Here is a 20,567-nt window from a genome sequence, read left to right as displayed (position 1 = left end):
CAAGCCAGGCCAAGATGGCGGAGCGGCCACGCGGTTGACTGCAGATCAACTACACTCCGGTTCAAATCCGGATCTTGGCTCTCAATAGCGGCCACAGCAGGTGTGTCACACCCGTTCCCATTCCGAACACGGAAGTTAAGACACCTCACGTGAATGACGGTACTGAGGTACGCGAGTCCTCGGAAAATCATCCTCGCTGCTATTGTTTAAATCTAAAAAATTCTTGTTATTGTTAATTGAAAGAAGCATACGGCTTCAAATCCGGGTCAGACCGGAGTTCAGTTCTCAATAGCGGCCAGAGCAGGTGTGTCACACCCGTTCCCATTCCGAACACGGAAGTTAAGACACCTCACGTGAATGACGGTACTGAGGTACGCGAGTCCTCGGAAAATCATTCTCGCTGCTATTGTTTAAATTTAAAAAAATTCTTGTTATTGTTAATTGAAAGAAACATACGGCTTCAAATCCGGGTCAGACCGGAGTTCAGTTCTCAATAGCGGCCAGAGCAGGTGTGTCACACCCGTTCCCATTCCGAACACGGAAGTTAAGACACCTCACGTGAATGACGGTACTGAGGTACGCGAGTCCTCGGAAAATCATTCTCGCTGCTATTGTTTGGAAAATGATTGATAGTATTCTGTTAGACTTTTACAAGTGGATCTTTTAAAGATAATTTCAGGTTGTTGTCGTTTTTTCTGACTATTGTATATTCCGACCTGATCTGAGCAGTGAGTCCGTTCAAATTGAACACTGGTTCCGCTCAAGTTGAACACCCCTTCCGGTGATATTGAACACTTCTTACATTTGAGTTTCTTAAAGGATTCCGAAGAAAAACATCAAGGGTGGGGGGACTTTGCCCCCCTCCCTTGGACCCAACCCCCTGACAGTGATAGGCAAGTATCCCCCCTTCGCGGAGATTCGGTTCATCGGTCCAATGATTCATAAGGATGATTGACCTCATCAATAATCCTGGAAAGAGTGTTCAATTTTTCCGGAATATGCAACTACAAGATATTTTTAAAAATAGTTCTTGTACGTACTTTATCTTTTCAATCTAAATCGAAATATTTTTTGCACGGTTTATATCATCCTTCAGTCTGTATTCTATAATATCTACCACTATTATCTGGCTAGTTTTATTCAACCGAGAATAGTCTCTCAAGAGACTTGTGATAAGATTTTTTGTAGGTTCAGATCTTGTGACATAAAATTTTTCCTCCTGGTTAAATTCTGATTACCACAGATTTTCCAGTATATGAGATATCATAACGCAATCGGGAAGATTGAATTATCAGAATGCAAGGATCTATTCAAACAATGTACAATTGTATCTCTGAATTTGTTAATAACAATTGGTAAAAAAAGGGGTTTGAAATCGGTTTAATAGAATGGTAATCAGACCGATATTCCTTTAGGAAGCGGAATTGAGGAGTTAGTTTTCTGCATCGTAGCGATTTCAGAGCTGTTAAATGATTTTGCCTTTTGCATAGTTCCTATCATTGAACTGTTGAATGCTTCAGCTGGTTGCATTGTAGCGATTTCAGAGCTATTAAATGATTTTGCCTTTTGCATAGTTCCTATCATTGAACTATTGAATGCTTCAGCTGGTTGCATTGTAGCGATTTCAGAGCTGTTAAATGATTTTGCCTTTTGCATAGTTCCTATCATTGAACTGTTGAATGCTTCAGCCGGATGCATAGATGGAATTTCAGAACTGTTGAATGATTTTGGTTTCATAGTTCCAATCATTGAGGTATTAAACGCTTCAGCTCCATGCATAGTTCCAATCATTGAAGTATTAAATGAAGGCATTACCATACCCCCAGGATAAATCACATCATCATCTGCACATACAAAACAGAACAAAGAAGCAATTAATACACCTGTTATCATTACCAGTATACCAGAACGGAGGGTTACCATAATTATATCCTCAGAATTCGTATGTCAGAGAATTATTTAAGGATAATCTTTCAGATTTCAGTTATTTTATTTAAGTCAACTGAAAATTATACTGTGTATTAGAAAAAGAAAAGAAATATGATAATATATGTAAGGCTTATTCTTGTGAATTTTAGACCTTGACACCTGATGGAAGTGGTATCGTAGATACGGAATTCTGCATTGTTCCTATCATAGAACTGTTAAATGATTTTGCTTTTTGCATGGTTCCAATTTCCGAACTATTGAATGCTTTTGAGTTCTGCATTGTGCCGATTTCAGAGCTGTTAAAAGACTTTGAATTTTGCATAGTTCCAATTTCCGAACTGTTGAATGCTTTTGAGTTCTGCATTGTGCCTATTTCGGAGCTGTTAAAAGACTTTGAATTTTGCATAGTCCCAATTTCCGAACTGTTGAATGCTTTTGAGTTCTGCATTGTGCCGATTTCAGAGCTGTTAAAAGACTTTGAATTTTGCATAGTTCCAATTTCCGAACTGTTGAATGCTTTTGAGTTCTGCATCGTTCCGATTTCAGAGCTGTTAAATGACTTTGAGCCCTGCATAGTCCCAATTTCCGAACTGTTGAATGCTTTTGAGTTCTGCATCGTTCCGATCATAGAACTGTTGAACTTGGTGATTACCATACCGCCAGGATAAATTTCATCATCCGCATATGCAAAGCAAATAAAAGAAACAGATACGATTGCAATAATTACCACAAGTATATCAAAACGAAGGTTTGCCATATAATACCTCATGATTCGTTTGACCGGGAGATATTTAATGATAGCCCACCCAAGAATATTTATTTTTATTTATAAAAAAATATTAATAAATAATTATAAAAAATTCCTTGCTCTATTTGTAATTGGTTCTATTGTCTATCGGTTTTTTTCTTTTTTATGTCAAGAATCCAACGGAACACTGATGGAGCAATGTTTCCGGATTTGTGACAATATGTTACTTCATATATGTCACCTGACAGTTCTTCGATATATTCATTTATCTGAGCTTTATTGCAGAATGTTATCCAATGAGCTGTACCTCCCTGGATTAGTCTGTCCAAAAAAAAATCCGGGCTTTTCAGAACTCCGTAGGGAGTAGGGATAATGATCCTTGAAAAATCTTTATTCAGGTAATATGCAGCCTGCAATGCATCACCCCGGATAATATGCAGGTTTGATGAGGCGCCGTTAACTATTGCATTCCTGGCCATCCACGCACAAGCATGATGGCTGATTTCGATGGCATATACCTCAGCGCCACGTGTTGCGGCAGGGATTGCATATGGGCCGACACCGGCAAAAGGAACAAACACGGTATCTCTTTTATTAATGAGTTCGTGTATTCGTCTTCGCTCTGATGCCATTTTCGTTGAAAAATATACTTCCCGAACATTCAGTTGGTACCTGAAACCGAATTCTCTTACTTCTGTAATTGTTTCTTTCCCAAATATTGGATCGTAATGGGCGATCCGTTCTTTACCCTGAATTGTGGATATTTTATTAAGAATGGTAACCAGTGATGGTCTTCTTGAGAGAAGTGCTTTGGTTATGTCTTTGAAGTATGCTTCAAGTGAAGCAGGTACTGATATTATTGCAATATTTCCTATTATTTCATATCCGTCCGGAAGATAACTGAGAAGGTCCTGTGGAATAACGCCGGCCAGATCTTTTTTCAAACCCATTTTTTCAAATTCACAAATTTTTGTAAAATTTTCGAGCGATAAAACATTGGTTCGCAATGAAGAATATGTGACCTTTTAGGAATACGTCATTACGAATCATCCATAACCGAGTATCACCAAAATAACCATCATGAATTCCGTGAGGGTCTACCTGGATGTCTGTTGCTTGTGCCGTCCATTTGATGATCAGACCCAACCGAGGATTTTTATGGAGAGTCAGGCGGTCCTGGAGATATTACGAAATTGCGGGATCACCTGGACACTGGTGTTAAGCGACCTGATTGAATATGAATTATCACAGATGCAGGATCGAATGAAATATCTGAAGGTTTATCAGAACATCCCAAGAAACCACGAGTATATTGAGGTTGATGATGATACTGTCTCCCAATATTCCACGTATGTTTCCTATGGATGCTCACCGGCAGATGCGATGCATATTGCTCTTGCCCAAAAGGCGAATGCGGTATTCCTCACAACGGATGATATTTTGCTTGGATTAATTAAAAGATGTTCCAATAACACAATAGTATGTGATAATCCTGTCTCCTGGCTGACCGGAGGTGACCATGTCTGAAGATACTCTTGCACAGATCCATCAAAAAGGTCTTGAAATACTATTTCGTGAGTTAGGGCCAGTTGATGCGGTGAAATTTTTGCAATTATACGACAAGGGCCATGGAGATTATACTAAGGAGCGATCCCAATGGCTCGAAAAGGATCCGGATGTTTTTCTTTCTAACTTTTTAGACTGGAAAGAAAAGAGAAAAGAGTCACCGAAGAAGGTCTGATTCTCTCCGAGGTATTCAGTATCAGACCGATTCAAATGAGGAGATAAGGATCTCCTCACCTTTTTGCCCGGCCGCATCGCGACATATCCCTATTGGATAATAGAATGATACTCCCGTTATCGGGTGTTCCACGGTTCCTGGATTTCTATCTCCCCGTTTTCATGAGCCCGCATTACACAGAAGATATTCCGGGCATTTTTTACGTTTGCCTTTCGGGAGAGAAGTGCCGGATTCGCCGGGTTCAGTGTGAAGTAAATCCCCTCGAACCCACTCGAATTATCGAGCATATCTGCACCTCGATTATTTTAAAAAGTGAAAGGATTCACGGGAGTAGCTGAAGATATAAACTGCTTCTAAAAAAACGTGTGAAACTCCAAACAAATAGTTCGATGCTGTTGACGGGATCCGAACCCGCGACCTCCAGATATCTCAGTTTTTTACTTATGAGTCTGGCGCCCTAACCAGCTAGGCCACAACAGCACAAAGTGCATTATAAGAATGTCGTCAGAATTGATAAAACTGACGATCACCTGAACGATAGAATCCTCATATTATGAAAGAGACAATTACTTTTTTCATGAATAATGAAGATATTTCCAAGATTATCATTGTTTTTTGCACCGCTCCCCCCGGAGAAGCACACTCTATTGCTGCAAAACTGATTGAAAAGGCACTTGCTGCCTGTGTAAATATCTTCCCGATACGGTCTATATACAGATGGGAAGGATCGATTTGTGATGAACCTGAAGATCTCCTAATCATTAAAACATGCAGAGATCTGATACATGAATTAACCTCATATCTTGTTTCGATTCATCCCTACGAAACACCGGAAGTCTTGTGCCTGCCGGTTGTTCATGGATATGATGACTATATTTCATGGGTTATGAGAGAAGTCCAAAAAAGGCATTCTTAATATTTCTCATTTCGTGGAAATCTCAAAATATGGTTCGAGGATATTACCTTAGTCCAGAAGCCGCCATTCCGGAACGTCGCCCTGAACATGATTCAACAGTAACTTCGATAACCGCGATGCCGGATATCTGGTTATCAGGATATGGTCCTCCTGGCGCGCCGACATATTTGGTTGAGATGATCTCCAGCCCGCGGCTTTTTTCTGCTCCTGATAAAAATCTGGCAGTTCCCTGAATCATGACGCTTTCATATGCCATTCCATATTCACAGGATGTGGATGATTTGATTAAGCTGCATTCCTGCTCAACTATGATACAGACACGCGGATTATTATTCAGGATCTCAATCTTTTTTCCTTGACCTGCACCATGAAGGTAAACTTTCTCTTTATGATACGCAAAACACATTGGCACACAATAGGGGAAATCCCCATCACTTAACCCCACATGGCAAAAAAGAGATGATGCAAGGATATTCTTTATCTCTCCGGGATCTGATAGTTCCTTGTCTCTTCTACGCATCAGTTCTGCCGGTTCTTTTCAATTACTGCAACAAGACCCGCTGCAATTGCAGCGACTTTTTTATCGCTTTTCAAAGGAGTCGCAAGCTGTGTCATCCTTGTCTCCTCTTCTTGGATGTACCGCTTGAGGGTCTTGCTGATATGCTCTTCCTGAAGGAAATGTGTGTGTGTATTTCCTGCTATGAACTCCGGATTATGAATGACTGCATGATGCAGCGGCAGTGTTGTCTTGACCCCGAGAATAACATATTCATAGATTGCCCGCCGCATTCGTGAGATTGCATATTCTCTGCTCATACCCCATGCACAGAGTTTTGCTATCATGGAATCATAGAAGGGAGGAATAGTATACCCTGCATGAATGCCTGAGTCCAGTCTGATACCCGGACCACCTGGTGATCTGTACCTGGTGATTTTTCCCGGATCAGCGGCGAAATTATTCAGAGGATCCTCTGCATTTATACGGCATTCAATAGCATGTCCCCTGAGTGTGATGTCTTCCTGTCCGTATTCAAGAGGATCACCCGATGCTGTGATTATCTGCTCTTTTACAATATCGATTCCGGTGACCAGTTCTGTAACGGTATGTTCAACCTGGAGTCGTGTATTCATCTCCATGAAATAGTAGTTACCGCTGTCGTAGAGGAACTCAACCGTTCCCGCATTCACATAGTCAACCGCTTCAGCTACCCTGAGCGCGGAATCAGTCATCTTTTCCCTGAGTTCAGGTGTCATGACCGGACAGGGTGCTTCTTCGATAAGTTTCTGATGCCTGCGCTGTATTGAACATTCACGTTCATACATATGAAGCCGGTTTTTATGCTCATCACAAAAGATCTGGACTTCTACATGGCGGGGTTTTTGCAGATATTTTTCAATAAAAACTGTCCTGTCTCCAAATGCAGACTCTGCAATTCTCATGGCTCCTTCGACAGCAGATTCAATTTCAGAAGGACAATTGACGATCTGCATGCCGATACCCCCGCCGCCTGCACTTGCCTTGACTATTACCGGGTACCCAATCTGGTCTGCAATTTTTGCAGCTGCTTCCATGTCATCAATTCCCCCTTCGGTTCCGGGGAGGACCGGTACACCGGCATTTTTCATAGTCTGCTTTGACTGGATCTTAGATCCCATTGCAGCGATCGTCCGGGATTTCGGACCAATGAAGGTAACACCTTCTTCTGAACAAAGTTTTGCAAACTCAGCGTTCTCTGCTAAAAATCCATATCCTGGATGTATTGCTTCGGCACCTGCTTTTTTTGCAACGGAAACAATTCGTTCTTTATTCAGGTATGACTTGGATGGTGGCGCAGGACCTACAGGAAAGGCTTCATCAGCATAATGGACAAAGAGAGAGTCTTTGTCTGCCTCTGAATAGATGGCAACGGTATCAATTCCCAGCTCTCTGCATGCCCGCATTACACGGATTGCAATCTCTCCCCGGTTAGCAATCAGGATCTTTTCAAAATATTTCATTCAACCACCAGGAGCACGTCCCCTGCAAGCACGGTGTCTCCGGCATCAACAAAGATGTCCTTTACCACACCATCCCGGGGACTGGTGATGGGATTTTCCATCTTCATTGCTTCAAGGACAACAAGTGGTTCTCCGGCTTTAACCCGGTCACCCCGCCCTACCAGTATCTTGAGGACCATTCCCTGCATATTGCTCTTCACTCCGCCTGGAATGTCCGTTTTAGGTGTTTCTTGAGTCTTAGTTTTTCCCTCAACTGGCTGATCGCCAATTGCAAGAATCCTGACTGTGAATGATTCTCCATCTACCTCTACCTGCATGGAAGAAGGGAGAGAAAGGCTGTTTTCTTTCTTTCGGGCAGCTACTGGAATTGGCTCTGCAGTTCTCTCTCCTTTCAGAAATGAGGGAGCAATAGCCGGATAGAGAATATAGGTCAGGACATCCTCTTCTTTAGAAATAAGTCCGGCTGCGGTTGCTTCTTCTTTCATCTTTTCATACATGGGAGGGAGGAGGTCTGCAGGTCTGACAGTGATTACCTCTTCATTTCCAATGATGAGTTTTTGTATTTCAGTCGTGATGGATCCTGGAGATTTCCCATATAATCCCTTTACATAATCCTTAACTTCATTTGAGATGGTTTTATACCGTCCTCCGGTCAGAACATTGAAAACAGCCTGTGTTCCGACAATCTGTGAGGTAGGTGTCACGAGAGGGGGATATCCGAGATCTTCTCTTACCCGTGGAATTTCATCAAATACTGCCTCCAGTTTATCAAGAGCATCCTGATCCTGGAGTTGAGAGACCAGGTTTGTGATCATGCCTCCCGGGAGCTGATAGATAAGGACATCACTGTCAACCCGCTCTGCAACCGGAGTGAAAAGACCCTCGTATTTATTGCGGATTTTCAGGCATTCATTCCGAACCTCCCGTAGTTTCAGAAGGTCGATTCCGGTATCCCTGGCGGTTCCTTTTACTGATGCAACAACGCTCTCTGTTGGGGGCTGACTGGTACCAAGGGCAAACGGAGACATGGCGGTATCCAGAATGTCTATTCCCGCTTCTATTGCTGCCTCGTATGCCATGGGTGCAATCCCGCTCGTGCAATGGCTGTGCAGATCAACCAGAATGTCCATTTCATCCTTAATTCCGGTGATCAGTTCATGAGCCACTGCCGGCATAATGAGGCCTGCCATATCCTTGATGCAGATGGAATCACAATCACGTGAATACAGTTCGCGTGCAAGATCAACAAAACCACTGACCGAGTGAACCGGACTTGTGGTATATGATATCGTTCCCTGGAGATGTGCACCGGTATCCTTCACTCTGGCCATCGGGCGCTCCATATTTCTGATATCGTTGAGTGCATCAAAGACCCGGAAGATGTCAACCCCGTTTTTGTGTGAGAGGAAAACGAACTTGTCCACTACATCATCTGAATAATGCCGGTACCCTACAAGGTTCTGGCCACGCAGGAGCATCTGGATTGGAGTGTGCCGGAGTTCTTCCTTGAGCGTCCGGAGACGGTGCCACGGATCTTCATTTAAAAACCGGATGCAACTATCAAATGTTGCTCCTCCCCATGCTTCAACCGAGAAGAAACCGGCCTTATCTATTGCGCGAGTAAGTGGGAGCATATCCTCAGTCCGCATTCTCGTTGCGATGAGTGACTGGTGCGCATCCCGAAGTGTTGTATCTGTTATACAAAGCCGTTTTTGTCGGTCAGAACTCATTTGGACACCTTTAATACCGCCAGGGTGCGGTTCAAACAATAAAGGTTGAACCGGATATAATAAAAAAGTCTCCTGCAATCAGGGAAAAAAGAAAAATGGCGCAGGAAAATGCCCCGGCGATCCGGTCTTCCTTCGGTGAGACAAAGGTAGGGCAGTGTGTTCCTCCGCTGGTGTATCCACGAAGCGTTAAGAGTATGGCCCGCTCCTGTGCCAGCTGGAGTTCTCTGATTACTACCCCTGAGAAAACAGCAGGAATAATCCTTGGTGAGATATGATTTCCTTTCTGGCGAATAGCAATGGAGACACGGTCAGTCTCTTTTGCCATGACTTCAAGAGCTGACATACTCAGTTCGCCGATGAGTCCAAGATCAAACCCAAATTTCATTCCGCCGAAATATACCCCGACATCAAGCAGTTCTCCCGGATACCGTTCAGCAAACATCCATGAGGCAATGAGGAGTATTGCGGTAATCCGGATAAAGTAAGAGAGTCCGTCTCCCCCTGACCATGTAGCTGCAATACTCATCACCGCGGGGATGATGAGGAGAATAATAAAAGTCCTGACCGATTTGATGGAGGTATTTCTTCCCCATATCCCCCACCAGAGTATTGAAAGAACTGCGCCGGAAAGAGATATCCACGCAGCACATGAGAGTAATGCGGTTCCAAGCAATCTTATGCGTGGATCCTGCATACTGCCTCCTCAAGATCCAATCGTGCCAGGCCTTTAGGATAACTCCCATTATTTAGCAGGAATCTGATGAGTGGAGGGGCCCGGCTCCAGCCAATGAGACATTCCGGAACTTTTCCGATACAGGTAAGTGTTCCGTTATCCATTTCCCATAGGAAATCGACTGGAGGGAGAGAGGTGATATCATGACTGATAAGAATGATTACCTTGTTATTGCAGCCTGCTATGATCCGGTTTACCCATTTTCGTGCATCCTTGTCAAGACCGGCGTATGGCTCATCCAGGACGATTAAGTCATATCTTCCGGTCAGAATAGCGGCAAGTTCCAGTCTTTTTAACTCCCCTCTGGATAATGCAAAAATATCTGTCTCTTCTTTTCCAAAAAGACCAGAAAGGGCAATTATTCTCTTCTCATCACCATGCCAGCTGGCTGCCTCTTCTCTTACCGTTATGGTACTGACATGATAACTGGTATCCTGAAGCAACATCACACGCCGACAATTTTCCTGTATTATTGACCCGGAATCCGGTGTGATAATTCCCGTAAGCAGTTCACCCAGAGAAGTTTTCCCTGATCCAACCCGTCCGGTGAGAAGGTGAACACCGGAAAAAAACTCGCCATCTGCAGATAACCTGAATGATCCCTTTTTCAGTGACACCTGTAAGAGAGTAATTCCTGCTTTAAGGGTTCTCACGGAAATCTCCTGATGTAGTTTCTGCATAAATTCTTCGCCAAAACCAGGGGTCGTCCAGGTATTCCCGATATGCGTAACTTCCCTTTTCTGATAGAGATGAGTGGCGTAGGATTCTGCCTTCCTTTAAGGTGATGATTTCATCAGCGATTGCGATTCGTTCAGGCCGGTGAGTTGAGAAGACAACATGTCCGATACCTGTTTTTTTAATAATGAGGTCAAGATGGGTGCAGAATTCATCATCCAAGTGCGAATCTGTCTCATCGAGAATGAGCAGGTCAGGTTTTGCTATCAGAGCAGCTCCAAAAGCGACCAGGACCAGTTCTCCGCCGGACAATCCATGGATGTCACGACAAAGCAGGTGGGATATCTCAAGATCTTTTGCACACCGTATCACTTCTTTCTCAATCTCTTTACACGGGAGTTTTACAAACCTGAGTGGTGAAGCCAGTTCATCAAATACCCGGGTAAAAAGCATATTTCTGTCAGGATATTCACCAACCCAACCGACTTTAAGGTCTGAAGGTTCTTTTCCATTGATACATACTGTTCCTTCTGCCGGAGTCAGGATTCCGGAGAGTAGTTTTAAAAAAGTGGTCTTTCCCGAACCATTTGAACCGGTTATGGCACAAATCCCCTGGCTAATCAAGCAGGAAGGGATTGAGAGAATGCCTGCCTTTACCGATTCTATCCTGATCATTTCTCTGAAAGCCTGGCAGTATAGGGAAGGACACGACGGGTGATAAGAAATGCAGCCGCGGCTTTAACGATATCACCAGGAATAAAGGGGAGCATGCCTGCGGTAATTGCAGCGAGAGTGTTCATTGGCACCGAGTATACTAACCAGGAAATGCCGAAAAGATAGATGAACAAAGTTCCCATGATCAATCCAGCAACATTGATGAAATGAGCTGATCGTTCATAGCAAAGGCCCACTGCTACTGCTGCCGGAATAAATCCTAGCAGATATCCCCCGGTAGGGCCAAGTAGCACTCCAATTCCCGCGGTTCCGTTATGAAATACCGGAAGCCCGATTGCACCAAGGATAAGGTAGAGCACCATGGGAAATATCGCGTACCGCTTCATGATGGTGCCGGTCAGGAGCACTGCAAGTGTCTGCAGGGTTATCGGGACCGGAATAAAAGGAATTGAAATCCAGGAAAAAACCGTGGTCATCGCGATGAAAAGAGTGGTATGGGTGATGATGATGGAACGGTGATAGTTTCCGGCCATGATTAAATATGTGTACAATCCCCGGCGATGACCCGTTCAATCTTCCCGTTATCTTTCTTAACCACAAGAGCTCCATTAGGATCAATATCTATTGCTTCGCCTTCGAAGTGAGATCGCAGGGTAACAATCCTGACCCTCTTTCCAATCGTCGATGAGAAATTTTTCCATTCCCTGATGACTGCATCATATTCTCCCTGGGATATCATCTCATACCGGTTCTCAAATTCCTTGAGAATTGCTGCAAGAAGTACAGCGCGATCAACATCCTGATTTACTTCCTGGCTGATTGATGTAATGGTGCCCCTGATAGACTGACTTAACGTTTCCAGGTTCACATTTGCATCTATACCGATACCGACCAGACAGTACTGAATTTTTTCTTCAGCAGCCCCCAGTTCCAGAAGAATACCTGCTACCTTTTTATCTCCGATGATGATGTCGTTCGGCCATTTGATAAGAGCGCCAATATCATACATTTTGCGCAGCACCCGTGCAACTGATACCGAAGCTGCAAGGGTAAGCATGAACAGGTGGTCGATTGGAATTTGAGGCTGCAGGATTATCGTGACCCAGATGCCACCTGTCGGAGATACCCAGGCCCGGCCCATTCTGCCAATCCCTCCGGTCTGTTCCTCTGCGATGATGACCATCCCGTTCATCTCCTCAATTCCTCCCTGCTCTGCAAGGTCTTTTCCGTACCATATCGTGGAGGGAATGCTTTCGAAAAACCTCATCTTTCTGCCGATAAATTTCGTTTTCAGATGTCGGTAAATGATATGTGGCCGATAGTCCTGGTTCTTGTCCTGAAGAACATATCCCTCATTATCCGAAGCTGTGATGTCGTATCCAAACTGACGAAGTTCGTTTATATGTTTCCATACTGCAGATTTTGAGAGTGATAGTGCCTCTGCAATCTCACTGGTCTCTACTGGTGTGTCGGCTTTTTCCAGGATTTCAAGGACTTTAAATGCCTGTGTATACATGTTATCACCGCTTAGCCCGAATCTGTTCGGTTGGGAGGGGACAGGGATCTTTTCCACATACTTGTTTTATAATCGTGGACTGGTGCTCCATAAGGGTAGCCAGATCAAAAATACCGGTAATGTCCACCAGTCCGATAGCAGCGATGGTTGTTCCATCATCATCCTTGACCGGGGTGACAATGACCGGAATTCCCTTGTATTGACCGCTTGATGGTGTTACCTTTCTAATCTCTCCGACTTTCAGAACTTCTTCCAGGATAGGGCCGGAATAGTCATTGTCAACGACGACTCCGTCTTCTATTCGAATTCCTCTGTTTTCTTTTGAACGGGCAGTTATTGGAAGTTTTCCCACCATCTCATGGAATGCCATACAGACCGGAATCCAATCTGATGCAGCAGCCTTATCAGACAAGACATAACGATTCATCATCTTCCCTTAATTATTCCCTTGTGCCTCATTACAATAATCCTTCGCCTCCTCCGGTGTATAAATCCCTGATAAAATGGCGGGAAGGATATTCATGAAGACTCGTAATAACAATTCGCCCCTTTCCATATGGTACCTGAACCAGTACCGGCCCCTGTGGGGCGGAAAGGATTACATGCTCTTCTCCGTTGGGGACATCATTCAGCGTCCCGTCAATCGAGACTGTCTCATCCCCGTCCTCAATAATTCGTGCATACGGATGTCTACCATTACTGCCAAGCAGTTCCTGCGCAAATCCGTACTGGTACGTTACCGGAACCGGCAGCCAGTCATATGCCTGCGGATGGTTCCACCCGGCACCAAAAGCTAACAATGTACCCCCTTCATTAATAAACCGCTCAATACGTGGGCTTATCGCACGAAGTGCTGTAAGTATTCTGCAGTGGTCGGGAGATGCAAATCCGGCAGGAATGATAACCCCATGTAATTTACGCCTGAAAAAAGGGGCCGCCAGAAGTTGCGGGGTTACGAGTTCACAGGAATGCCCGCAGTCTTCAAACAGCTTTGTGAAGAGTAACGGACCCTCCCAAATGAATGCAACCTGAGTGACCATTTATCCCTTTATTACTCCAAGGGGTTCAAGTCTGGCAACAAGCCTGGATATTCCCAGATTATGAACAACAGAAACCACTTCTGAAGATGATTTGTATGCGTCCGGGGCCTCTTCAGCAATGGCGCCATCATGAGGAGCTTTTATCATGATGCCTGATCTACCCAGAGTTTCCCGTATGGTCTTCCCCTGGAGTTTTTTCTTTGCCTGGGATCGTGAGAGCACCCTTCCTGCACCATGGCAGGTAGAACCGAACGTCCGGTCCATAGCAACGTCAGTTCCTTTTAGAAGATAAGAGGATGAACCCATACTGCCGGGGATGATGACCGGCTGACCGATGTGTGCGTAGTCTGGTGGTACATCCTGACAATCCGGACCGAAAGCCCGGGTTGCACCCTTCCGGTGTACACAGACTTTGGTTCTTTTCCCATCAACATCATGCTCTTCAATTTTTGCAACATTGTGGGCAACATCATACACGAGCCTGATATCATCGTATGCAATTCCGCATAGTCTGGTCAGGACCGAGCGGATCTGATGAGTGATGATCTGACGGTTTGCCCAGGCGTAGTTTGCTGCGGCAGCCATTCCTCCATAGTAGGCTTTTCCCTCCGGAGAGGTCAGAGGTGCACAGGCCAGTTGTTTATCCGGGAGATTAATGTGGTATTTCCGGGTTGCCTGTTCAAGGATCTGGAGATGGTCTGTGCAGACCTGGTGACCAAGCCCTCTTGATCCACAATGGACCATCATACATATCTGACCCTTCTCCAGCCCGTATGCCTTTGCTGCCGGTTCATCATAGATCTCTTGAGCGACCTGAATCTCCAGGAAGTGATTTCCGGCACCAAGGGTTCCACACTGGGGGACTCCCCGCGACCTGGCTTTTTTCGAGACAAAAGCAGGCTCTGCACCTTTCATTCCTCCCTGCTCCTCACAGTGAAGAATATCGTCCTTGTTGCCAAAGCCCTCTCCAACCGCAAATGCCGTCCCCTCGGTCATCATCGTCTCAAGCTGCTTTTCAGAAAACCGGAGCGATGATCGTGCCCCCACACCGACCGGCACTGCATCATATAACGCATCCAGAATCTCCTTCTTTTTAATCAGATCTCCGGGGGTGAGAGGAGTAGTAAGGAGTCTGACACCACAATTGATATCAAAACCCACTCCTCCGGGAGAGATAACTCCTGATTCATACTCAAATGCTGCAACCCCTCCGATTGGAAACCCATAGCCCCAATGAATGTCAGGCATCGCGAGTGAGTTTCTGATTATTCCCGGCATGGTTGCGACATTTGCTAGCTGATGGAGTGCACCTTCTTCAAGTGTTCCTGTCAGTTTCTCTGAAAGAAAGAATCTTCCAGGGACATGCATTCCTTCTACAAACCCAATGGGGAGTTCCCATTCATAATCCCCAATTTTTTTAATGCCTTCAATCATACCAGCCCTCACACATCGAATAGTATATCACAGGAATATTCATTATTTTCCTTAAGTATTGACAACCCGTACCAGGAGATGCCTTTCACTTCAGTTCCCCCTCCATGAGTTGCAGGATTAAATGGTTCACCCCGGGCTGTAATGCTGACTTCTCCTTCCCCTATTATTATTGTAAACTCTGAAAAGACAAGATTTGCAACTTCAGACTCAAAGAGAAGTTCAGAAAGAAATCCATGGAGCAGGTGTTCAGTTGTCTCTCCGGTAATCTGGATTGTAACTTCCTCTACAGGTTTTGCAGTGCCCCGGTACATGGTTTTCATGAGGGCTTGTCCGGCATCGGCAAAGAGTCCGCACAGAGAAGGCGACCTGATGTGCATCAGGATGTCTGCTGTATGGTCTCTCTCTTCAAAACTCATTATAGGCCGGCATATTCCTCGGAGAATGCTTCATCCCTCATTCCGGCATGATAGGGAATGAGGCCCATATGGATATGGTCGATATATCTGGCCTGGTACATGGAGATGTAAATGGTTTTTTCTCCGGCTTTCAGCGCAAGATCGGTGGCTTTTGGTGGTTTGTATGAGATTGGGAGAAGGACCGGACCACCACAGGAGGTTGAGATGCGAAAATCTGTATCACGTTTTGCAATATACTCGACTACTTCATCATCGATGAAGATCGAGTGGAGACCAGCCTCATCATACAGGCCGGTTTTTAGTTCAGACATCTAAATCAGGTGATACCGGATGGGAAAAAATGGTTTGGATAGATGGTTATTATGAAGCCAGGATTCTTTTTACACAAAGAACATCTTTCTCTTTGAGCCGGTATATCCGGCATCGTTTTTTTTCATCCCTGATTCCCTGCAGTATTCCGATTCGTGAGGATACCAGTCCTATCATTCCGCCCACACCGTGATACGTAACCGGATATGATCGTACCAGATACTCATGTATCTCTTCTATGGAGAGGTCTTTTCTATGAAGAAATAATGCGAGAGCTGCCCGTCTGACTCCGTTTGGATCTCCGGATATCCATGCCCGAAGTCGCTGTTCTACTATCTGCTCTCGTAATTGCATTGTCATACTTTCCGTTTTTAAATCCGGGATCATAAGGTTTCTTCTTTTATCCACCACGTGGCCTGATATCTGTTTCAGATGATGGTTTAATGAGTATACGACTCTAACCCTTCTGCGCATGAATTTTTTCACCTATGATATCAGCTCCATCTCACCGGTGAAGCTCTGTGTCATACCGGCGGTGATTCTGTTATTATCACTGCTATCGGTTGGTATGATGTGGATGCAGACCGGTCTTCCGGTAAGTCCGGGAATAGAATTTGAGGGCGGTATCAGCGTTACCATCGTAACTGATGAGAGTCCGGAAGATATTACTGCATATTTTTCAGGATATCCTCTCGTCAGTGTGAATGAAGGAATTAACAACGGGAAATATCTGAAGTTCGGCCCCATGGACGACAGTACCGTGATTGAGTTTACGAAGAAAGTAGAAGAACGATACAAAGGGGCAAAAATAGATCAGATTGGTTCTTCTTTTGGAAAAACTCTGCAGGACCAGGCGACTATTGCCATTCTCATCTCCTTTATCGGTATGGCTATCGTCGTGTTTGTTGTATTCAGGACATTTGTCCCTGCAGCAGCGGTAGTAGTATCTGCATTTGCTGACATGGTCATGACCGCTGCTGCGATGAATCTCTTCGGAATTCAACTTTCTCTTGGAACAACAGCAGCTCTTCTGATGCTTATTGGTTACTCTGTCGATAGTGACATCCTGCTGACATCGCGTGTTTTAAAGCGTAAGGGCAGGTTTGATGAAAAGATGCAGGGTGCTTTTAAGACCGGTATCATCATGACTTCAACCACCTTCGGCGCAATTTTAGCCATGTGGCTCGTGGCCTCAATTGGTGGGATTCAGATCATTGCGGAGATTGGCGCGGTCCTTCTTATCGGGTTATTATTTGATGTCATGAACACCTGGCTTACCAACGCCGGTATTATCAAGTGGTATATGACCGAGGGTAAGGGAAGGCTCTCTACCGCTCAGCGGGGTGCGTAAATGGATAAAGACACCTTTGTTGAGATGATCAAGGATTACCGGGTGGCAATTTATCTGGTTCTTCTCATTACCTCAATCATTGTTATCTTTCCCCATCCAGGACCATCCGGCATTGAGACAAACCTCCAGTTTGGTCTTGACCTTGACGGAGGTTCATGGATTCAGCTTGAGTTCCAGTCTGCCGTTGTCACGTTTAAATCTGACATGAGTGTTGAGCAGTTTGTCACTGATCTCAAAACAAAACTGGATGCTGAAGTCTCCCTTGTAGATGAAAACACCCTGGAAATCAGGAAAGGTATCTCTGAAGAGGAACTCCGGCAGGTATTCTCTGAACTAGACACAGAACTCGTGTCTTATAATCCGGGAGTTACCAAAGCGACCGCTGAAGATGTCAAGCGGATTTTAGAGAACAAGATTAACAGTCTTGGAACCCGTGATGCCAAGGTGTATGTCATCACTGCGCTCAATGGAATCAGCCGGTATGTCCGGATAGAGATGGCTGGCGTTTCTATGGGTGAAGCGCAGGAGATCGTCGGAAAGCAGGGTAAGTTCGAGATTCGAATTCACACAACCGGCAACGAAACCGAACACGTGCTCTTTGGCGATGCGATTCAGTCGGTTGCAAACCCGTCACAAACCCCGCCAAACAGCAACAACTGGGGAGTCTCATTTGTAATCACGCAGAGCGCAGGTGAAGACCTCCGTCAGGCAGCCATTAACTCGGGCGCAACAAAGTCTCCGGACGGCCATAACCTGGACATGATCCTGGATGGTAAAGTGGTTTATTCTGCGCCGCTCTCACCAGACCTTGCAGCCGAGCTCCAGGCAAAAGCAACAACAAATCTCCTCGCTTCAACCGGTTATGGTGAAGAAGGGCGTGAACAGGCCAAGCTCCTTGAAATCCACCTCCGAAATGGTGCACTTCCGGTTGGTGTGACCATTGCAGGTTCCGGGTCTGTGTCCCCTGAACTTGGAGATCAGTTTAAGTTCTGGAGTGTTCTTGCCGGAATATTTGCCCTGATTGCCGTAGGTATCAGTGTTTATATCCGGTATCGTGAACCCGGCATTGTGCTGCCGATGGTCATGATCAATGCATCTGAAGTGATTATCCTGCTCGCCTCCACGGTATTTTTCCTGCAGCTCGACCTTGCAACCATTGCCGGTCTGATTGCAGTTCTTGGTACCGGAATCGACCAGCTGGTAATCATTACGGATGAGATTTTGCATGAAGGGAAAGTCCCGTCTCCGAACCTGTACATGAAACGGCTCAAACGGGCACTTGGTATCATTATTGCATCTGCAGGGACCGTGCTCATTGCCATGCTTCCGCTGGCAGTCATGGATCTTTCCACCCTTCGTGGATTTGCAATGATTACCATCCTCGGTGTATTAGTGGGAGTTCTCGTGACCCGTCCTGCATATGGGCGGATTATCATGTCAATCCTCTCTAAATAACCGATACCATACTTTTATCTGTTTTTTTAACGCATTTCTGCTAAGGTGCAGCATGTCAAAACCGATTCTTATGGACTTCTATGCTGAATGGTGTGGACCCTGCAAACGGATGGGCCCAATCCTTGAAGAATTGAAACAGAGGATGGGCGATCTTGTAGAAATCCGCAAAATTAATGTTGATGAACACATGGCCGAAGCCCAGAATTATAATATCTCGGTTGTCCCGACAATTATTATTGAAAAGGATGGTGTTGTAATTCAGAAATTCCAGGGTGTTACTGAAACTGATACCCTGGAGTCTGTACTTCGTCCACTGGTGGCATAATCGTGCGGGTAGGTATTGTAGGCGGGACTGGTGAGATAGGAGAAGGGATGGCAATGCGCTTGTCCCGGATCATGGATGTATGTGTCGGTTCCCGTGATATTTCAAAAGCCCGGGAGACCTGTGATACCTGTCTCTTCTCTGCAAAAGAAGAAGGTCTCGACTGTTCGGTTGAAGGAGGTACTAACCAGGATGTTGTAGATGGTTCAGATCTTGTCATCCTGGCAATTCCGTTTAAACATGTTCAGTCAACCATCCAGGGTCTTACCGGCCTTGATGAGAAAATTGTCGTCAGTCCGATAAACCCGATGGAGCGGCGTGATTGTTTTGTATATACTCCACCAGCGGAAGGCTCTGCAGCGTTATATCTTCAGAAGATACTCCCTGAAGGGACACGGATATGTACTGCGTTTAACAACATAGCCGGAAACAGATGGCGGGATATCAGCAGTGATCTTACCTATTCAGTTCCTGTCTGTGGTGATGATGCAGAGGCAAAACGAATAGTGATGGATCTTGTGGATCGGATATCCCTTTTGAAGGCATACGATGCAGGTCCCCTCTCCTGTTCACATATCATTGAGAGCATTACTCCGCTTCTTCTGAATGTTGCACGGTATAACCGGATGAAAGATGTGGGTATTCGGTTTGTGTGAATAATGTCTGCTGATGAATTTACCCGGATCGGAAAACGCCTCTTTGCTGAACACCTGGTTGGTGGCAACTTTGGGAACATGAGTCTTCGTGACAGCGAGGAGAGTTTCCTAATCACGAGGTCTGGTCAATACCTGGATGACCCGGGCGACCTTGTCCGGGTTCCGCTTTTTGGAGATGTTCCTTCAGATGCATCCAGTGAGTGGAGGGTTCACCGGGCAGTATACCAGCAGACCCGTCACCGGGCAATTGTCCATGCTCATCCGCCTTATGCTGTTGCGGCATCCCTCGTACTGGATGAGATAACTCCGCTTGACAGTGAAGGAAAGATGTTCTGTCCGACGATTCCGATAGCGGTAGGAGAGCCGGGAACCAGGGAACTTGCCGAGGATGTTGCAGATTGTCTGGCCCTGACCGGGCTTTGTATAGCCCGGGGTCATGGTACCTTTGCAACCGGAAAAACCCTGGAAGAAGCTTATCTCTTTACATCACTGGCTGAACATGCCTGCCGGGTCCTGTCGCTCATCCCTTCATTCAGGTGATTTTCATGACTCTTGAAGAAAAGGTATCTGCACTTCCCTCCCATCTCCGGGAACAGGTGGAGGATTATATTGATTTTCTTTTAAGCAGGATGGATGAATCTGAAGATGCTCCGGATTTACCCTTTACGGCTGAAAGTGTTCAGGTGAGAACTCCAAAGAGCCTGGATTCTTCTTCTGTTGAAGATTCTCTCCAGTCATATCCCGTTTCCTCCAGAGGACAGAAGAATTCATCCGGTATCATCCTGGCGGAAGAGAAGGTTCCTGAATCAAATCCGGATTATGTTGACTTTGCAGATATTAACAGCCGGTTTGGTCATACTCCAAAAACAGAGGAAGAGCAGAGAGGTCCAGGCCGGCTGCGAAGACTGCTTGACTGGATGTAA

27 protein-coding genes, 2 tRNA genes and 3 rRNA genes are annotated in these 20,567 nt (G+C 45.4%); 13 read left to right on the top strand and 19 right to left on the bottom strand.

All coding sequences use genetic code 11. The features are described from left to right. The first annotated feature begins 8 nt into the window (after positions 1-8). The 4 genes from DLD82_RS11880 (at position 9) to rrf (DLD82_RS11865) (ending at position 614) form a co-directional block, all read left to right on the top strand. Positions 9-80 (top strand) — tRNA-Cys (locus DLD82_RS11880). Between the two features lie 3 nt (positions 81-83). After that, a 5S ribosomal RNA gene (gene rrf, locus DLD82_RS11875) occupies positions 84-205 on the top strand. A gap of 82 nt (positions 206-287) precedes the next feature. Beyond that, positions 288-409: ribosomal RNA gene (gene rrf / locus DLD82_RS11870) — 5S ribosomal RNA — on the top strand. Positions 410-492: 83 nt separating this feature from the next. Next, positions 493-614: ribosomal RNA gene (rrf, locus tag DLD82_RS11865) — 5S ribosomal RNA — on the top strand. Between the two features lie 781 nt (positions 615-1,395). On the opposite strand, the gene DLD82_RS11855 is transcribed toward rrf (DLD82_RS11865), so the two are convergent. From DLD82_RS11855 to DLD82_RS11845, 3 genes are all read right to left on the bottom strand, one after another. Continuing rightward, positions 1,396-1,923, bottom strand: a complete 528-nt coding sequence (locus DLD82_RS11855; protein ID WP_109941337.1) for a hypothetical protein — start codon at positions 1,921-1,923, stop codon at positions 1,396-1,398. A 151-nt stretch (positions 1,924-2,074) separates the two neighbouring features. Next, positions 2,075-2,686 carry a hypothetical protein gene (locus DLD82_RS11850; RefSeq protein WP_109941336.1) on the bottom strand — a complete coding sequence of 204 codons (612 nt, stop codon included), beginning with the start codon at positions 2,684-2,686 and terminating at the stop codon, positions 2,075-2,077. Positions 2,687-2,814: 128 nt separating this feature from the next. Beyond that, positions 2,815-3,621 (bottom strand): class I SAM-dependent methyltransferase, encoded by an 807-nt coding sequence (locus DLD82_RS11845; RefSeq protein ID WP_181391409.1) that lies wholly within the window; start codon positions 3,619-3,621, stop codon positions 2,815-2,817. A gap of 214 nt (positions 3,622-3,835) precedes the next feature. Here DLD82_RS11845 and DLD82_RS11840 point away from each other — a divergent pair, with 214 nt between their 5' ends. Together DLD82_RS11840 and DLD82_RS11835 are read left to right on the top strand one after the other, a co-directional pair. Continuing rightward, the gene (locus DLD82_RS11840) at positions 3,836-4,204 is read left to right on the top strand and encodes a PIN domain-containing protein (protein ID WP_181391408.1); all 369 of its coding nucleotides are present in this window, start codon (positions 3,836-3,838) and stop codon (positions 4,202-4,204) included. Further along, the gene (locus DLD82_RS11835) at positions 4,197-4,418 is read left to right on the top strand and encodes a hypothetical protein (RefSeq protein WP_109941333.1); all 222 of its coding nucleotides are present in this window, start codon (positions 4,197-4,199) and stop codon (positions 4,416-4,418) included. The genes DLD82_RS11840 and DLD82_RS11835 overlap by 8 nt, the downstream gene beginning before the upstream one ends. Before the next feature lie 116 nt (positions 4,419-4,534). Here the strand turns inward: DLD82_RS11835 and DLD82_RS18665 are convergent, their stop codons facing one another. Both DLD82_RS18665 and DLD82_RS11830 read right to left on the bottom strand, forming a co-directional pair. Beyond that, entirely contained in the window at positions 4,535-4,705 is a 171-nt protein-coding gene (locus tag DLD82_RS18665; protein WP_181391407.1) for a hypothetical protein, read from the bottom strand. A 103-nt stretch (positions 4,706-4,808) separates the two neighbouring features. Next, positions 4,809-4,898, bottom strand: a tRNA-Met gene (locus DLD82_RS11830). A gap of 97 nt (positions 4,899-4,995) precedes the next feature. On the opposite strand from DLD82_RS11830, the gene cutA reads away from it, so the two are divergent. After that, on the top strand, positions 4,996-5,334 hold the full coding sequence (gene cutA / locus DLD82_RS11825; protein WP_109941342.1) for a divalent-cation tolerance protein CutA: 339 nt from the start codon (positions 4,996-4,998) through the stop codon (positions 5,332-5,334). A gap of 43 nt (positions 5,335-5,377) precedes the next feature. Here the strand turns inward: cutA and DLD82_RS11820 are convergent, their stop codons facing one another. Genes DLD82_RS11820 through DLD82_RS11755 form a run of 14 tightly spaced genes read right to left on the bottom strand, consistent with a single transcriptional unit; the run spans position 5,378 to position 16,334 of the window. Next, positions 5,378-5,854, bottom strand: a complete 477-nt coding sequence (locus DLD82_RS11820; protein ID WP_109941332.1) for a pyridoxamine 5'-phosphate oxidase family protein — start codon at positions 5,852-5,854, stop codon at positions 5,378-5,380. Beyond that, entirely contained in the window at positions 5,854-7,332 is a 1,479-nt protein-coding gene (locus DLD82_RS11815; protein ID WP_109941331.1) for an acetyl-CoA carboxylase biotin carboxylase subunit, read from the bottom strand. Before DLD82_RS11815 ends, DLD82_RS11820 begins: the two co-directional genes overlap by 1 nt. After that, positions 7,329-9,062, bottom strand: coding sequence for a pyruvate/oxaloacetate carboxyltransferase (locus DLD82_RS11810; protein WP_109941341.1), 1,734 nt, complete (start codon positions 9,060-9,062; stop codon positions 7,329-7,331). The genes DLD82_RS11815 and DLD82_RS11810 overlap by 4 nt, the downstream gene beginning before the upstream one ends. A 31-nt stretch (positions 9,063-9,093) precedes the next feature. Then, positions 9,094-9,756, bottom strand: a complete 663-nt coding sequence (locus DLD82_RS11805) for a hypothetical protein (protein ID WP_146199782.1) — start codon at positions 9,754-9,756, stop codon at positions 9,094-9,096. Next, on the bottom strand, positions 9,738-10,448 hold the full coding sequence (locus DLD82_RS11800) for an ATP-binding cassette domain-containing protein (protein WP_181391406.1): 711 nt from the start codon (positions 10,446-10,448) through the stop codon (positions 9,738-9,740). The genes DLD82_RS11805 and DLD82_RS11800 overlap by 19 nt, the downstream gene beginning before the upstream one ends. Then, complete coding sequence (locus tag DLD82_RS11795; protein ID WP_109941328.1) at positions 10,435-11,145, bottom strand: ABC transporter ATP-binding protein; 711 nt, start codon at positions 11,143-11,145, stop codon at positions 10,435-10,437. The genes DLD82_RS11800 and DLD82_RS11795 overlap by 14 nt, the downstream gene beginning before the upstream one ends. Then, entirely contained in the window at positions 11,142-11,678 is a 537-nt protein-coding gene (locus tag DLD82_RS11790; protein ID WP_109941327.1) for a biotin transporter BioY, read from the bottom strand. Before DLD82_RS11790 ends, DLD82_RS11795 begins: the two co-directional genes overlap by 4 nt. A gap of 2 nt (positions 11,679-11,680) precedes the next feature. Then, positions 11,681-12,661 carry a biotin--[acetyl-CoA-carboxylase] ligase gene (locus tag DLD82_RS11785; RefSeq protein ID WP_109941326.1) on the bottom strand — a complete coding sequence of 327 codons (981 nt, stop codon included), beginning with the start codon at positions 12,659-12,661 and terminating at the stop codon, positions 11,681-11,683. Positions 12,662-12,665: 4 nt separating this feature from the next. Then, positions 12,666-13,088, bottom strand: coding sequence for a DUF2111 domain-containing protein (locus tag DLD82_RS11780; RefSeq protein ID WP_109941325.1), 423 nt, complete (start codon positions 13,086-13,088; stop codon positions 12,666-12,668). A 31-nt stretch (positions 13,089-13,119) separates the two neighbouring features. Further along, on the bottom strand, positions 13,120-13,701 hold the full coding sequence (locus tag DLD82_RS11775) for a hypothetical protein (protein ID WP_109941324.1): 582 nt from the start codon (positions 13,699-13,701) through the stop codon (positions 13,120-13,122). After that, the gene (locus tag DLD82_RS11770; protein ID WP_109941323.1) at positions 13,702-15,135 is read right to left on the bottom strand and encodes an RtcB family protein; all 1,434 of its coding nucleotides are present in this window, start codon (positions 15,133-15,135) and stop codon (positions 13,702-13,704) included. An 8-nt stretch (positions 15,136-15,143) separates the two neighbouring features. Further along, positions 15,144-15,551, bottom strand: a complete 408-nt coding sequence (locus tag DLD82_RS11765) for an archease (protein WP_109941322.1) — start codon at positions 15,549-15,551, stop codon at positions 15,144-15,146. After that, complete coding sequence (locus tag DLD82_RS11760; RefSeq protein ID WP_109941321.1) at positions 15,551-15,862, bottom strand: hypothetical protein; 312 nt, start codon at positions 15,860-15,862, stop codon at positions 15,551-15,553. Before DLD82_RS11760 ends, DLD82_RS11765 begins: the two co-directional genes overlap by 1 nt. Before the next feature lie 49 nt (positions 15,863-15,911). Continuing rightward, positions 15,912-16,334 (bottom strand): DUF2551 domain-containing protein, encoded by a 423-nt coding sequence (locus DLD82_RS11755; RefSeq protein ID WP_109941320.1) that lies wholly within the window; start codon positions 16,332-16,334, stop codon positions 15,912-15,914. On the opposite strand from DLD82_RS11755, the gene DLD82_RS11750 reads away from it, so the two are divergent. From DLD82_RS11750 to DLD82_RS11725, 6 genes are read left to right on the top strand one after another with little or no spacing between them, the layout of a single operon-like run. After that, on the top strand, positions 16,333-17,211 hold the full coding sequence (locus tag DLD82_RS11750) for a protein translocase subunit SecF (RefSeq protein ID WP_109941319.1): 879 nt from the start codon (positions 16,333-16,335) through the stop codon (positions 17,209-17,211). The two genes, DLD82_RS11755 and DLD82_RS11750, sit on opposite strands and share 2 nt — an antisense overlap. Next, positions 17,212-18,666, top strand: coding sequence for a preprotein translocase subunit SecD (locus DLD82_RS11745; protein ID WP_109941318.1), 1,455 nt, complete (start codon positions 17,212-17,214; stop codon positions 18,664-18,666). A 52-nt stretch (positions 18,667-18,718) separates the two neighbouring features. After that, positions 18,719-18,991: a thioredoxin family protein gene (locus DLD82_RS11740; protein WP_109941317.1), complete on the top strand. Its 273-nt coding sequence runs from the start codon at positions 18,719-18,721 to the stop codon at positions 18,989-18,991. A 2-nt stretch (positions 18,992-18,993) separates the two neighbouring features. Beyond that, positions 18,994-19,644 (top strand): NADPH-dependent F420 reductase, encoded by a 651-nt coding sequence (gene npdG, locus DLD82_RS11735; protein WP_109941316.1) that lies wholly within the window; start codon positions 18,994-18,996, stop codon positions 19,642-19,644. A gap of 3 nt (positions 19,645-19,647) precedes the next feature. Continuing rightward, the gene (locus tag DLD82_RS11730; protein WP_109941315.1) at positions 19,648-20,184 is read left to right on the top strand and encodes an aldolase; all 537 of its coding nucleotides are present in this window, start codon (positions 19,648-19,650) and stop codon (positions 20,182-20,184) included. Positions 20,185-20,189: 5 nt separating this feature from the next. Continuing rightward, on the top strand, positions 20,190-20,567 hold the full coding sequence (locus DLD82_RS11725) for a hypothetical protein (protein ID WP_109941314.1): 378 nt from the start codon (positions 20,190-20,192) through the stop codon (positions 20,565-20,567).

Source organism: Methanospirillum stamsii (assembly GCF_003173335.1).
GTDB classification, from domain to species: domain Archaea; phylum Halobacteriota; class Methanomicrobia; order Methanomicrobiales; family Methanospirillaceae; genus Methanospirillum; species Methanospirillum stamsii.
This window is presented reverse-complemented; position numbering and strand designations above follow the sequence as displayed.

Bases quoted from the DNA above. Each gene is read 5' to 3' on its own strand.
- DLD82_RS11855 (WP_109941337.1), bottom strand. From the start codon at position 1,923: ATGGTAACCCTCCGTTCTGGTATACTGGTAATGATAACAGGTGTATTA.
- DLD82_RS11850 (WP_109941336.1), bottom strand. From the start codon at position 2,686: ATGGCAAACCTTCGTTTTGATATACTTGTGGTAATTATTGCAATCGTA.
- DLD82_RS11840 (WP_181391408.1), top strand. From the start codon at position 3,836: ATGGAGAGTCAGGCGGTCCTGGAGATATTACGAAATTGCGGGATCACC.
- DLD82_RS11835 (WP_109941333.1), top strand. From the start codon at position 4,197: ATGTCTGAAGATACTCTTGCACAGATCCATCAAAAAGGTCTTGAAATA.
- DLD82_RS18665 (WP_181391407.1), bottom strand. From the start codon at position 4,705: ATGCTCGATAATTCGAGTGGGTTCGAGGGGATTTACTTCACACTGAAC.
- cutA (WP_109941342.1), top strand. From the start codon at position 4,996: ATGAATAATGAAGATATTTCCAAGATTATCATTGTTTTTTGCACCGCT.
- DLD82_RS11820 (WP_109941332.1), bottom strand. From the start codon at position 5,854: ATGCGTAGAAGAGACAAGGAACTATCAGATCCCGGAGAGATAAAGAAT.
- DLD82_RS11815 (WP_109941331.1), bottom strand. From the start codon at position 7,332: ATGAAATATTTTGAAAAGATCCTGATTGCTAACCGGGGAGAGATTGCA.
- DLD82_RS11810 (WP_109941341.1), bottom strand. From the start codon at position 9,062: ATGAGTTCTGACCGACAAAAACGGCTTTGTATAACAGATACAACACTT.
- DLD82_RS11805 (WP_146199782.1), bottom strand. From the start codon at position 9,756: ATGCAGGATCCACGCATAAGATTGCTTGGAACCGCATTACTCTCATGT.
- DLD82_RS11795 (WP_109941328.1), bottom strand. From the start codon at position 11,145: ATGATCAGGATAGAATCGGTAAAGGCAGGCATTCTCTCAATCCCTTCC.
- DLD82_RS11790 (WP_109941327.1), bottom strand. From the start codon at position 11,678: ATGGCCGGAAACTATCACCGTTCCATCATCATCACCCATACCACTCTT.
- DLD82_RS11785 (WP_109941326.1), bottom strand. From the start codon at position 12,661: ATGTATACACAGGCATTTAAAGTCCTTGAAATCCTGGAAAAAGCCGAC.
- DLD82_RS11780 (WP_109941325.1), bottom strand. From the start codon at position 13,088: ATGAATCGTTATGTCTTGTCTGATAAGGCTGCTGCATCAGATTGGATT.
- DLD82_RS11775 (WP_109941324.1), bottom strand. From the start codon at position 13,701: ATGGTCACTCAGGTTGCATTCATTTGGGAGGGTCCGTTACTCTTCACA.
- DLD82_RS11770 (WP_109941323.1), bottom strand. From the start codon at position 15,135: ATGATTGAAGGCATTAAAAAAATTGGGGATTATGAATGGGAACTCCCC.
- DLD82_RS11765 (WP_109941322.1), bottom strand. From the start codon at position 15,551: ATGAGTTTTGAAGAGAGAGACCATACAGCAGACATCCTGATGCACATC.
- DLD82_RS11760 (WP_109941321.1), bottom strand. From the start codon at position 15,862: ATGTCTGAACTAAAAACCGGCCTGTATGATGAGGCTGGTCTCCACTCG.
- DLD82_RS11750 (WP_109941319.1), top strand. From the start codon at position 16,333: ATGAATTTTTTCACCTATGATATCAGCTCCATCTCACCGGTGAAGCTC.
- DLD82_RS11755 (WP_109941320.1), bottom strand. From the start codon at position 16,334: ATGCGCAGAAGGGTTAGAGTCGTATACTCATTAAACCATCATCTGAAA.
- DLD82_RS11745 (WP_109941318.1), top strand. From the start codon at position 17,212: ATGGATAAAGACACCTTTGTTGAGATGATCAAGGATTACCGGGTGGCA.
- DLD82_RS11740 (WP_109941317.1), top strand. From the start codon at position 18,719: ATGTCAAAACCGATTCTTATGGACTTCTATGCTGAATGGTGTGGACCC.
- DLD82_RS11730 (WP_109941315.1), top strand. From the start codon at position 19,648: ATGTCTGCTGATGAATTTACCCGGATCGGAAAACGCCTCTTTGCTGAA.
- DLD82_RS11725 (WP_109941314.1), top strand. From the start codon at position 20,190: ATGACTCTTGAAGAAAAGGTATCTGCACTTCCCTCCCATCTCCGGGAA.